General features: G+C 33.7%; 14 protein-coding genes. 9 read left to right on the top strand and 5 right to left on the bottom strand.

Annotation, left to right across the window (positions count from 1 at the left end; translation table 11 throughout):
• The first annotated feature begins 13 nt into the window (after positions 1-13).
• The 3 genes from L0669_RS18480 (at position 14) to L0669_RS18470 (ending at position 3,565) form a co-directional block, all read left to right on the top strand.
• Positions 14-502, top strand: coding sequence for a CinA family protein (locus L0669_RS18480; protein WP_263759289.1), 489 nt, complete (start codon positions 14-16; stop codon positions 500-502).
• 185 nt (positions 503-687) lie between these two features.
• Positions 688-1,299: a biliverdin-producing heme oxygenase gene (locus tag L0669_RS18475; RefSeq protein WP_263759288.1), complete on the top strand. Its 612-nt coding sequence runs from the start codon at positions 688-690 to the stop codon at positions 1,297-1,299.
• Positions 1,289-3,565, top strand: coding sequence for an ATP-binding protein (locus L0669_RS18470; RefSeq protein ID WP_263759286.1), 2,277 nt, complete (start codon positions 1,289-1,291; stop codon positions 3,563-3,565). Before L0669_RS18475 ends, L0669_RS18470 begins: the two co-directional genes overlap by 11 nt.
• Before the next feature lie 78 nt (positions 3,566-3,643).
• Here the strand turns inward: L0669_RS18470 and L0669_RS18465 are convergent, their stop codons facing one another.
• Positions 3,644-4,561, bottom strand: a complete 918-nt coding sequence (locus tag L0669_RS18465) for a DsbA family protein (RefSeq protein WP_263763966.1) — start codon at positions 4,559-4,561, stop codon at positions 3,644-3,646.
• A gap of 166 nt (positions 4,562-4,727) precedes the next feature.
• On the opposite strand from L0669_RS18465, the gene L0669_RS18460 reads away from it, so the two are divergent.
• The gene (locus tag L0669_RS18460) at positions 4,728-5,045 is read left to right on the top strand and encodes a winged helix-turn-helix transcriptional regulator (protein WP_263759284.1); all 318 of its coding nucleotides are present in this window, start codon (positions 4,728-4,730) and stop codon (positions 5,043-5,045) included.
• Positions 5,046-5,110: 65 nt separating this feature from the next.
• Here L0669_RS18460 and L0669_RS18455 read toward each other — a convergent pair whose 3' ends face one another.
• Positions 5,111-5,536, bottom strand: a complete 426-nt coding sequence (locus tag L0669_RS18455) for a DUF6326 family protein (protein WP_263759283.1) — start codon at positions 5,534-5,536, stop codon at positions 5,111-5,113.
• 217 nt (positions 5,537-5,753) lie between these two features.
• Here L0669_RS18455 and L0669_RS18450 point away from each other — a divergent pair, with 217 nt between their 5' ends.
• The 4 genes from L0669_RS18450 (at position 5,754) to L0669_RS18435 (ending at position 7,981) form a co-directional block, all read left to right on the top strand.
• Positions 5,754-6,149 (top strand): hypothetical protein, encoded by a 396-nt coding sequence (locus tag L0669_RS18450; protein WP_263759282.1) that lies wholly within the window; start codon positions 5,754-5,756, stop codon positions 6,147-6,149.
• A gap of 23 nt (positions 6,150-6,172) precedes the next feature.
• Entirely contained in the window at positions 6,173-6,763 is a 591-nt protein-coding gene (locus tag L0669_RS18445; RefSeq protein ID WP_263759281.1) for a hypothetical protein, read from the top strand.
• 120 nt (positions 6,764-6,883) lie between these two features.
• Positions 6,884-7,363 (top strand): TlpA family protein disulfide reductase, encoded by a 480-nt coding sequence (locus tag L0669_RS18440; protein WP_263759280.1) that lies wholly within the window; start codon positions 6,884-6,886, stop codon positions 7,361-7,363.
• 3 nt (positions 7,364-7,366) lie between these two features.
• On the top strand, positions 7,367-7,981 hold the full coding sequence (locus L0669_RS18435; RefSeq protein WP_263759279.1) for a thioredoxin family protein: 615 nt from the start codon (positions 7,367-7,369) through the stop codon (positions 7,979-7,981).
• 355 nt (positions 7,982-8,336) lie between these two features.
• Here the strand turns inward: L0669_RS18435 and L0669_RS18430 are convergent, their stop codons facing one another.
• The 3 genes from L0669_RS18430 to L0669_RS18420 are packed head-to-tail and all read right to left on the bottom strand — an operon-like array spanning position 8,337 to position 10,425.
• Positions 8,337-8,630, bottom strand: coding sequence for a DUF3861 domain-containing protein (locus L0669_RS18430; RefSeq protein ID WP_173970148.1), 294 nt, complete (start codon positions 8,628-8,630; stop codon positions 8,337-8,339).
• 17 nt (positions 8,631-8,647) lie between these two features.
• Positions 8,648-9,379 (bottom strand): LytR/AlgR family response regulator transcription factor, encoded by a 732-nt coding sequence (locus tag L0669_RS18425; protein ID WP_263759278.1) that lies wholly within the window; start codon positions 9,377-9,379, stop codon positions 8,648-8,650.
• Positions 9,376-10,425 carry a sensor histidine kinase gene (locus L0669_RS18420; RefSeq protein WP_263759277.1) on the bottom strand — a complete coding sequence of 350 codons (1,050 nt, stop codon included), beginning with the start codon at positions 10,423-10,425 and terminating at the stop codon, positions 9,376-9,378. Before L0669_RS18420 ends, L0669_RS18425 begins: the two co-directional genes overlap by 4 nt.
• A 264-nt stretch (positions 10,426-10,689) precedes the next feature.
• Between L0669_RS18420 and L0669_RS18415 the strand changes: the two genes are divergently transcribed.
• On the top strand, positions 10,690-11,850 hold the full coding sequence (locus L0669_RS18415) for an efflux RND transporter periplasmic adaptor subunit (protein ID WP_263759276.1): 1,161 nt from the start codon (positions 10,690-10,692) through the stop codon (positions 11,848-11,850).
• The last annotated feature ends 2 nt before the right edge of the window (positions 11,851-11,852 follow it).

Genomic DNA, 11,852 nt, shown 5'->3' with positions numbered 1-11,852 from the left:
TAGTTATAAATTAATGTATACAATAAATATGGCTTCGGATAAAGTAATTGCATGTTGCCAGGCTTTAATAAAAAAGAATTGGACAATTAGTTTTGTAGAAAGTGCCTCGGCAGGAAAATTAAGTTACGAATTTTCTACCGTGATCAATTCGGGACAAATCCTGATAGGAGGAATGGTTTGTTATCATACTTCTATGAAAGAAGATTTGCTTTTAATTCCGCAGGGAACGATTCAAAAGCATACTGCAGAATCAGCGATGGTGACGAAACTTATGGCGCAAAATTTTCATCGTTATGTGTTGTCTGATATTTGTGTTGCCCTGACCGGACTAACTACGCCGGGAGGAAGCGAAACATCACGAAAACCAGTTGGGACTATTTTTGTTCATATTATTTTTCCACACAAAGAGATCGCGAGCCGCTTTACCTTTGGCGGAAGCCCAAAAGATATTGTAGATCAAGCAATTGATGCCGTTGCTGAATTAATTCTGGAAGAAGTTTAAATTTAAGACTTAACAACTTTTTATCGTTATACATTCAAATAAAGAAAGTTTTAAATGGAACTCTAAAATTTTAACCAATAAAAAGGCTACTTTTGTTATAATGTCATAAATTGTATTTTTTACACATTTAAGATTATTGGTTACAATATTGTTCCAAAAAACTAATTTTTATTTACCCATTTACAATGACTAAAAATTTGGATTCCTCTATAACTGTTGATTTTTTAGATAAACTAAAAAATCAGACTGCCTCAGCTCACAAAAAGTTAGAAAGCCTTCCGGTTTCAGCCTCGATACTTTCTCCAAACATGAAAATAAGTGACTATTGCCACTATTTATCTCTAATGTACGATGTGCATAAAAGTACTCAGGAAATTGTTTTTCCGTTACTTAAAAATCATATTTCAGATCTTGAAGAAAGAGCCAAAACACCATTAATTACTGATGATCTTTCTTTTTTGAATTACACTAAAAAAGAATCTGTTTCTATTTTTAAAAATCAGGATATAAATGTTCCATTTGCACTGGGTATACTTTATGTAATAGAGGGTTCTACGCTTGGCGGACGATTTATTTTAAAAAATATCGAAACAATTCCGGGACTGGACCAGCAAAATGGAGTTTCGTATTTTACAGGATATGGCAATAAAACGGGAAGTTACTGGAAAACTTTTTTGAATGAGCTTACCGCTTATGAAAACGAAAATCAATGCGAAGATGACATCATAAAAGGTGCAGTCTATACTTTTGATTGTATTTATAATCATTTTTTGACCCAGGAAAATAATGAAAATTAGGGACATTGTTAACCGCGATATAGTAACACTAACAAATTGCGAGCATGAACCCATACATATTCCAGGTAGCATTCAGCCTCATGGTTTTTTGCTGGGAATTAATTTAGACTGGAAAATTGAATTTTGTACCGCCAATATTAATGAGTTTCTTGATCTGGTTTATAAGGATATACTAGGTCGTAAATTCAGTGAAATTTTTGGAGCTCCGGCACAAAAAGAACTGTATGATTATGTACACAATCAAAAGGAACAATCTGTTTTTCCTCTCGAATTGCAATTAAAAGGAATATTATTTCAAATCGCAATACATAAATCAGGTCCTGTTTATGTGCTCGAAGCTGAACCGCAATTGCGAGGCAAAGAACAAATGGCAGATCTTTATGCGCAAACGATTCAGTTTGTGTCGAATATGAATAATACGCGATCGCTAAAAGAGTTGTGCGCGCTCGTTGCAGAAGGAACACGTGAAATAACGGGTTACGATCGTGTGATGATTTACCGTTTTGATGAAAATTATAATGGTGAAGTTTTTGCTGAAAGCTGCAGGGAGGATTTAGAACCATTTTTGGGTCTTCATTATCCGCATACAGATATTCCGGTTCAGGCTAGAGAACTGTACATGAAAAATCTTTTGCGGCTTATTGTTGATATTGGTTACGAGCCGGTTCCTATTTTTACAATCGACGATCAGGAAAATAAAAATCTGGATCTGAGTCTTTCAACACTTAGAAGCACATCGCCCATTCATGTTGAATACCTTAAAAACATGGGAGTTGGGGCGACATTAACTATTTCGCTTATTCATCACGACAGATTATGGGGGCTTATAGCTTGTCATCATTATTCACCTAAAAATATTTCACCGGAAATTCGATTGGCAGCCAAACTTCAGGGGCAGTTTATTACTGCTCAGATCGATTTACGACAGTTGAATGATGAATATGAGATTGCCCGTAAAACGAATAAGGCGCTGGAACGATTAACGGCTTTAAATCTTCCGCTGGAGCAACATTCTTTTGAAATTATTTGTGCCGATATTGAATTATTAAAACTCTGTAATGCAACCGGAGTTTCTATTTGTATTGGAGATAAAACATATAAAAACGGAATCACTCCACCAGATGAGGACATCAATAAGATTATTTCGGCCATCGCTATAAATGAATACGGAAAAACTTTTAGTACCAATAAACTAAGTAATCATGTGCCTGATTTAGTGAGTTATGAGCATGTTTCGGGCATTATTTATTTTTCTTTAGGTAATGACAACAATATTATTTGGTATAGACCAGAAACGGTTGGGGTTATCAATTGGGCGGGAGATCCTGAAAAAGCCATAATTATTGATAGTAATGGACTGCATCCAAGAAATTCATTTAATTTATGGAAACAAATTATAAAACATCAAAGTGAGGTTTGGCTACAGCCGGAACTAAACGCGGCGTTAAGTTATGCGCATTTCCTTCACAATCAGATTATATTGCTGATGTTGAGCGATGAAGAAGAAAAATACCGAAATTTAAGTGATGTATTAAGAGAAACCAATCTGGAACTTGAAAACATCAACTGGATTAGTACGCATGATTTGCAGGAGCCTTTGCGAAAGATTCAGCTTATAGCGTCGAAAGTATTATCAGATACATCAGAAACGCCTTCGATAGCGGTTTTAGATTCGTTACAGCGAATTACAAAATCGGCAAACAGAATGCAAAATTTGTTAATTGACATTCTTAAATATACCCGAATAAAAAATACAATAGAATCCTTTCAGAAAGTCAGCCTTAATTATATTATGGAGGAAACATTGCAGGATATGAAAGAGATAATTCTGGAAAATAAAGCCATTGTTGAGTGCGAAAATCTTCCTGAAATTCATGCCGTTCCGTTTTTGATGAAGCAGCTGTTTTCTAATATTATGCAAAATTCATTAAAATACGCATCGATAAACCGACCTCCTGTAATTAAAGTAACAGCTTCTCAAGAACCTGAAATCAACGAATATTCGAATAAAGTGTATTGTCATTGGGTAACTTTTACTGACAACGGAATTGGTTTTGAACAGCAATATGCCGAATCGATTTTTAAAATATTTACCAGATTACACACGCTCGAAAAATACGATGGCTCAGGAGTTGGTCTGGCATTATGCAAAAAAATTATGCAAACCTGTAACGGAAATATTCGTGCAGTTGGTAAACTGAATGAAGGAACAGAAATCACAATTTATTTTCCGTGTGATCCTGATGATTCGCTTATTGCAAAATAATTTATTGAGAGAAATTTAAAAGTTTAAGATGATAAAAAAGTCGTAAAGAGGAGTTTCTTTACGACTTTTTGTTTTGGTTTATTTCCTGCTATAAAGCGAACCGTTTTTGATCGATTTTTTATTTAATTCTCCTTTTTCGAATAATGTTTCTAATATCAAAGAAGCTTCAGAATACGATATATCTAAAATTACACCATATTCTTTAGGCGCTAATGTGGGATAAATTTCAAAAAGAGATAAAGGATTCTCAGCTATAAATTGCTTCTTTTTGGCTTCCGGATATAAGGCTAATAAAGCATTTTCGTAAGAAGCATAAGGCTTAGAACCATAAACAGTTAACTGATTGTTATCTGCATCAGCAAAAAACAAAGTTGGAAAACCACGAACGCCAAGTTTTTTCGCATAATTTAAATCTTCCTGAAAAAGGATTTTTGCCTTACCATCATAATCCGTTTTTAATGTTTGGATATCAAGATCAGCAAGTTGTGCAGCTTTGGCTATATTTTCCCATTTTGCAATGTTCTTTTTGTGGAGATATAAATGCTCACGAAGAATTCGCATAAATTTTACTGCTTTTTCTTTACTCTGAATTTGCGCTGCTTTCATGGCAATACACGAAGGATAAGAAGAATCAAGCGGATCCTCAATCCATACATTTCCGTCTATTGGCATTTCATAATGCAAGCTGGCTTCGTCCCAATGATGCGCTACATCAGAAGGTTTGCTTATTCCGCCACTGTTGTACGACCAATCGAGCAGAAGGCCGCCCATTCGATAATCGATCTCGATATAATCGCCGTATTCGAGTTTTAGTTTTCTCAGTTGAGGCTCAATTCCCCAGCAAGAAGAGCAAATAGGATCTGTATAATAGACTATTTTTACAGGTTTGTTTTCTGTTGTAATAGAAGCATTTTCAGTCGGTTTTTCATTAATAGGCATTTCGCATGTTCCGGTTTCGGGATCGCACAATAACGGATTTGTTTTGTTTTCATTCATATTTGAGCTTATTTGCGATTGACAGCTAAAACTGTAAATCACCATTAATAGTAGCGACAGTCTTTTCATAAATAACTGTTTTAAATGTACGCTTCGGTTTTTAATTTTTATAATTTTACTGCGAAGTTCGATCATCTTTAATCATAAGTCAATTAGTCTAAAAAATATGACTACAGAAAATAAATCCGAAAAAGAAAATGAATGTCCGGCAGAAGGACTTCTGAAATTACTGTCCGGCAAATGGAAACCGCAAATTTTTTTGTTGGCTGTTCAGGGACCTTTACGTTTCAACGGACTTTTAAGAGACATTAAAGGTGCTAACAAACAATCTATCGCCGTGGCACTTCGTGAACTCGAAGATTTTGGAATTTTAGATAAAAATGTAATCAAACTGAAACCGCTTCACATCGAATATAATTTATCTGAAAAAGGAAAATCCCTGATTCCGGTTTTTAAACAATTGGAGTTTTTTTGTGAGGGGTAATCTTTTACGATTTTAAAACCTTGTTACTTATTATTTCATTATAATTTACAGAATGATATTTGTTACTAATTCTTAGGCCATTTCCAGGCATAAACTACAATAAGGCTGGTGATAATACTTTCTAAAAGAGCCAGAAACACATAAAACGATCTCCATGGTGTAAGAGAAGTAAAAGCGATTAATAGCATTATAGCGGTAAAGAATATTCCAAACAAAATATTTAAAATTCTATTGAGTTTAGGTTTTAAGATGACTGATAAAAATACCATTACAGCCGGAATCGCTAACAAGATAGATGCAAAAAGTAATTTCATTGGTGAATCGAGCAAATTATCACCATTAATAAGTCCTTCTGTTTTTCGAGGTACATACAATTCAAAATAATCTCCGTACAAATAACATAGGGTTACTGCTGCCCAGAGAAAAGCAAGTTTAATCTTTATATTTACTTCTTCATTTTTTAGCATGTTGCTATTTTGTTTGATATCCATAATTTTAATTTTTTTTATAGGTCGACATTCTTAATATTTTGTTACAATTCTATTTTTCATTTTAATATTAAAGTGAAGAGTGAATTTGTAGATGCATTAGATTTAACAAAATCTACTTTCGCAGATTGAATGTTTATTTAAATGTTATTTTTGTAAGAAGAAAGATTTTTAAAAATAAGATATAAAGAATAAAAGTTTAAATTAAATCCTGTTATATATGAAAAAACTATTTCTAATTTTGCTGTTATTAATACAAATCCCAACTGTTTTTGGGCAGAATCAAAGTGAAGATCCTACATCAAAAAAAATTATCGGAACCTGGTATATGGATAAAAACCGAAACACAAGATGGGTATTTAGTCAGGACGGAAAAGTGTACAATTACGATAAGGATACTTTTAAAGTCATGTATCGATATACCATTTCGAATAGCTGTCAAAATAATTCAAGTGATAACCTTGAATTTATAACCTTAATGGACAAAGACGGAAATGAATATTGCTTTAGGATAAACGCAATAAACGAGAATAAAAATGGTGTTTTATCCCTTACTAAAATGGATAATATGGAATTGCTTGTTTTTGTGAACAACACAAATGTAGTAGTTAGGTAGGTAATCTTTAAAAAATAATCATAATGCCAATTTATAAATTTGATGAAGTATTAAATGATTTAATGGATTATTTTATTTTAGGTGATCCGGATTATTTATTGCAATATAAAAAGCAGCATAATTTACCTGATGATTTGCTTACGGAATTTACGACCGAAGAAACCGGAGACAGGGCGGTAGAGCAGGGAGTAATGGTGCCAATGATTGGAATTGAAAACCATCCGTATACGATTTATTTCAATCTGTCAGAAAATGTTTCTGAGCTGATGAAACCAGAAAATGTACTTCAGCATAAGCGTGACGGATATTGCTTAAAAGTAAACAATGGCAGCATTTATCTTTACACTATTCCTTATTTAAGAGATTTTACCGAAGCTAAAGTTGAGGCTTTGAAAAAATATAAACAAGCTACAATTGCATTACCAAACGGATGGTATACGGTTGCTGTTTTAGCAGGATTAACCCATCAGTTGATCGAAATTGAAACAGCGACAGGTGAAATTGAAAAGATTGAAAGTATGGAACCTACTTTTGAGTTTGTATTGAAACCTTCTGCAGAAAAACCTGAGTATACTGCTGATTTTAATTATCAGTTTAGAGTAGACGCAGAATAAGAATTTTATTTCCTGACTTCTTCATTTCAAATTTATTAGCTATTAAACTTTTATTAACAAAAAGTAAAAGGTCATTAATTTATATTTGTAAGGCAAATTTAATTTTAAGCCAGTACGAGTATGAAAATCCCTGCTTTTAAAATTTTTATTTTGGTTTTATTCGCTTTTTCTTTGAGCGGTTACAGTCAAAATGTAAAGTTGTTGAACATCGATGAGTTGAATGAAAGAATCAAAAACGGAAAAGACAGTACGTATGTCGTGAACTTTTGGGCCACCTGGTGCGCGCCTTGTATTAAAGAATTACCTCATTTTGAAAAACTAAACGCCGAATTTAAAGCAGAAAAACTGGCGGTATTATTAGTAAGTGTCGATTTTAAATCAAAACTAAAATCGGCGGTAATTCCGTTTGTGAAAAGAAAAAACATGAAAAGCGAAGTGTTTTTACTGAATGAAAGCAGCCCACAGGAATATATTGACCGAATCGACAAAAACTGGTCTGGAAGTATTCCGGCAACACTTTTTATTAAAGGAGATAAAAGAACATTTATCGAATCTGAATTTACCTACGAACAATTATTAACTGAATATAAAAAACTATAAATTATGCAAAAGTTCATTACTACAGTCACAGTACTAGTATTTAGTATTTTATTTGCCCAGGCGCAAACGGCAACGCTTAAAGCAGGAGCAACGGCACCTGATTTTAAATTAAAAAATGTTGATGGCAAAGAGGTTTCTTTTGCCAGTTACCCAAAAGCAAAAGGTTTTATTGTGGTTTTTACTTGCAATACTTGCCCTTATGCAGTGGCGTACGAGAAAAGAATAATTGAGTTGGATAAAAAATTCAAACCACAAGGATATCCTGTAATTGCCATAAACCCAAATGATCCGGAAGCGTCTAAAGCGGATGCCTATGACAAAATGCAACAGTTGGCTAAAGACAAAAAATATCCTTTTCCTTACTTATTCGATCAGGGACAAGTTGTTACAGATCAATACGGGGCAAAACATACGCCACACCTTTTTATCGTTTCTAAAACAACAAAAGGAAACATCGTAGAATATGTAGGCGCAATCGATAATGATCCGGAAGGAAATAAAACAGAGAAAATAAAATATGCCGAAGATGTAATTGCATCCTTGAAAAGCAATCAAAAACCTGCTATAACTGAAACTAAAGAAATTGGTTGTACAGTAAAAAGAAAAGCTAAAGCTTAATTTTAAAATAGTATAAAGCATAAAAAACGCCTCAGATATTGAGGCGTTTTTTTTATTATGTAGTTTTTCGTGTGTTTTGTCATTTCGAAGAATGAGAAATCACACACGGAATTCCGTAAAGAGGATCGCCAATCTTTGTCGAGCTACTTATGGAGATCCCTCGTTCCTCGGGATGACAAACTGGACGAAAACATTCTTATGAAAATGATTGCCCTAGCCCCGATAGCAGTGGAAATCCTTTTGTGTGCGTCCCGATAGCTATCGGGAGCCACAAAAGATTGGAATGTATAGCGGGATTAGCTCCTGAAAAATATTTTTATCATATAAATCGAAATAACAAGATTGCGATTCTTTTTTACAGACTTTTTAGTTTTTTCATGAAAATAGGAAACACTTCATTCAATTCTTCAAAAAGCGGATTTTTACGATTTTTTAGTTTTACTTCACTAAACAATTTCAATCCAAGTGCGAATTGTGTGGCTTCGTTAGGATCTTCAAAAATATTTTTGTCTTTTATTTTTTCAATGATATTAAATATTTCGTCGTGATTGTCGAATTGTATTCCGAGTTCTTTTGCGGGTTCTGTATCGCCGTTTGCATACTCTTTTAGGCTTAAAGTCAGGTAGTATTTGTTTGATCTTTTTTGCATGGTATCTTATATTATAATTATTTCAACCATTTTTCTACAATGGTTTTAAACGTTTCTTTATACTGTTCGCCAACAGTTATTTCAGTTTTATTAATGAATATCGAATTTTTACTAATGGCATTTATCTTTTCTAATGAAACGATAAAAGAACGATTGATTCGCATAAATTTAGAGGAAGGCAATTTTTCTTCTAATGCTTTAAGTGAGATTAAGGACATTACTGATTTCTGAGCATCTTCAAGATGAACTTTTACATAATCTTTTAAACTTTCGATGTATAAAATGTCTTTTAGTGAAATTCTAACCCATTGATATTCTACTTTAAGAAAAATAAATTCATCATCAGCAGTCACAGAATGATATTGATTGGATGCTTCTTCAGACAGTTGCAGTACTTTATTAGCGGCTCTTAAAAACTCTTCATAACTAAAAGGTTTTAAAAGATAATCTACAGCATTAACCCTGTAACCCTCGATAGCATAATGATTGTAAGCGGTTGTAAAAACAATTTTAGGCAATGGTCCCGGTTGTTCCTGCAAAAGTCTGGCCAGCTCCATACCCGTTAAATTAGGCATATTGATATCCAGAAAAACAATATCAGGTTGTTGTTCGCGTATCAAACTCATTGCTTCAACTGCATTATCGCAGCTGCAGGTTAATTCTAAAAAAGGAGTTTGTTCTATAAAGGTTTCCACAAGTCTTAATGCGAGTGGTTCATCATCTACTGCTATACATTTTAATACCATCATTGCTCTAAAGTTATTTGCAGGTTTACTTTGTATTTACCGTTTTGATCAACACCACATGTCATAATATGATTGTTAGGGTAAATTAAATGTAGTCTGCGTTTTGTATTCGTTAATCCAATCCCGCCATGATCTGTTGTTGATGTTTTTTCGAAGAAAGTATTCTCAACTTCAAATTCAAGATTGTTTTCTTTTTGTCTTAGTTTAATATGTATTTCGCTTTTATCTGTGGCATGTACGCCGTGTTTAAAAGCATTTTCGACTAAAGGTAACAACAACATGGGAACAATTGGGTAATCGTGTATTTTTTCCGGAATATCTGTTGTTATCGTTAGCTTACTATTGGCACGAAGTTTCATTAAAGCTATAAAATCTTTCATGAAGTCGGCTTCTTTTAATAAAGTAGTTCTTTCGCCTTCGGTGCTGTAAAGTAAATATCGCATCATACGGCTTAAAGTATGAAGCGCATTACGAGAATCTTCGATATTAGTATAAGTTAGCGAATAAATACTGTTAAGGGAATTAAAGAAAAAGTGCGGATTAATTTGCGCTTTTAGCATTGCCAATTCGGCCATTGTTTTATCCTGCTCCAATTTTTGTTTGTGTTGTGCGGCTTTTTGCCAATGATGCAACATCGCCCAGCTCGTGCTAATTCCTAAAACCAATAGTGTTATTGTGAAAACATAATTATCAAAATAATCGTTTCGGTATTTTTTAAAACCTAAAATAGCCGCCAGTTTATTGTGCAAATCTGTATTGTAATTATAAACATAAGCAATAAGCTGCATGGCAAAAATGATAAAAAGGGCCCATAATAGAAAAGGACTTATTTTATCTCTGATAATGGTTCTTGGTACAATGATTTGGGCATTCGAATAAAAAATAACAATCATAAAAAATAATACCACAGATTGCCACAACCAGAAAATGGAAGGCAGAACAATATTCCAGGTTAAGGGTATATAAAACAAGAGCGTAAACCCTAGTAATAACCAAGCTAGAATGTGTAATCCGGTGAATATGTATGGTTTAAAAAAATTTGGTGACATTATAAATAGTGATTTTATGACAATATTACATTATATTTATAAAAGATTTAATACCAATCGTCCAAAATAGAATCAGAACCCGTAAAAACCATTTTAGAGCCGACGAGTCTCTTTGAAAGGGTTTATTTATGGCATATTAGCTTCTATCGGTTCTTATCTGATATCTATCGATTGTGTATAGGTCTTCGTCTATTGTAAGATTTTTGCACGTAATATTTTAGTTCTTTTGTTTCGATATAAATTGATAATTACACATTTTTCACAATGAATAAGCAATCCTTTTTAAGCATTCTCGCAACAGCTGTTATTATCGCATCGTGTGGTAATAAAAATGATAAATCGGCTCAGGCCGGAGGTGCACCTCAAGTCAAAGAGTATAAAACGCTGGTCTTAGAGACAAAATCAGCTACATTAAATACAGACTTTCCTGCCAGTATTCAGGGACAGCAAAATATAGAAATCCGACCGAGAGTTGAGGGGTATATTGATAAGATTTATGTGGATGAAGGTGCTGTTGTTAAAGCAGGACAGCCTTTATTTAAAATTAATGCGCCTGAATATGAGCAACAAGTTCGTACAGCAGCAGCAAGCATAAAAAGTGCTCAGGCAGATGTAAGTTCAGCAAAACTGGCTGTAAACAAAGTAAAACCACTTGTAGAAAAAGGAATTATTAGTAAATATGACCTTGAATCGGCTCAATATACATATGAGTCTGCTGTAGCATCATTAGCTCAGGCAAATGCTGCTTTAGTAAATGCCAAAACCAATTTGGGATATACTACAGTAACAAGTCCGGTAAATGGAGTGGTAGGTTCTATTCCGTTTCGTTTAGGAAGTTTGGTAAGTTCTAATACGACCGAACCTCTTACAACAGTTTCTAGTATAGGTAACGTTTTTGCTTATTTTGCAATGAACGAAAAAGCCCTGCTTAATTTTACTAAAAGTGCTTCTGGAGCTTCATTAGCAGAAAAAATCAAACAATTGCCAGCAGTTTCACTAATACTTTCAGATGGTTCAGTTTATGAAGAAAAAGGGCGTATTGAAACCGTAAACGGATTAATAAATACAGAAACCGGATCGGTAAATATCAGAGCTCGTTTCCCTAATCCAAAAGGAATTATCAGAAGCGGAAGCAGCACAACTGTAAGAATCCCGAATGAAGTTAAAGATGTGATTTTAATTCCTCAGAGCGCTACATTCGAACTTCAGGATAAAATATTTGCTGTTACAGTTGGTAAAGATGGTAAAACTAAAAACGTTCCTATCACTAAACTTGAAACTCCGGCTGGAAACTATTATGTAGTAACAGAAGGCTTAAAAGCAGGAGATCAAATTGTATTAGAAGGAGTGGCTTCGTTGAAAGACGGAAGCGAAATTAAAGCTCATAATGAAAGTGCAGAAAAAGTATATGCCGACTTAAAATAAGA

This window comes from Flavobacterium bizetiae, assembly GCF_024271895.1.
GTDB classification, from domain to species: Bacteria; Bacteroidota; Bacteroidia; order Flavobacteriales; family Flavobacteriaceae; genus Flavobacterium; species Flavobacterium bizetiae.
Note: the sequence above shows the minus strand (reverse complement) of the source record. Positions and strands in the feature narration are given on the sequence as shown.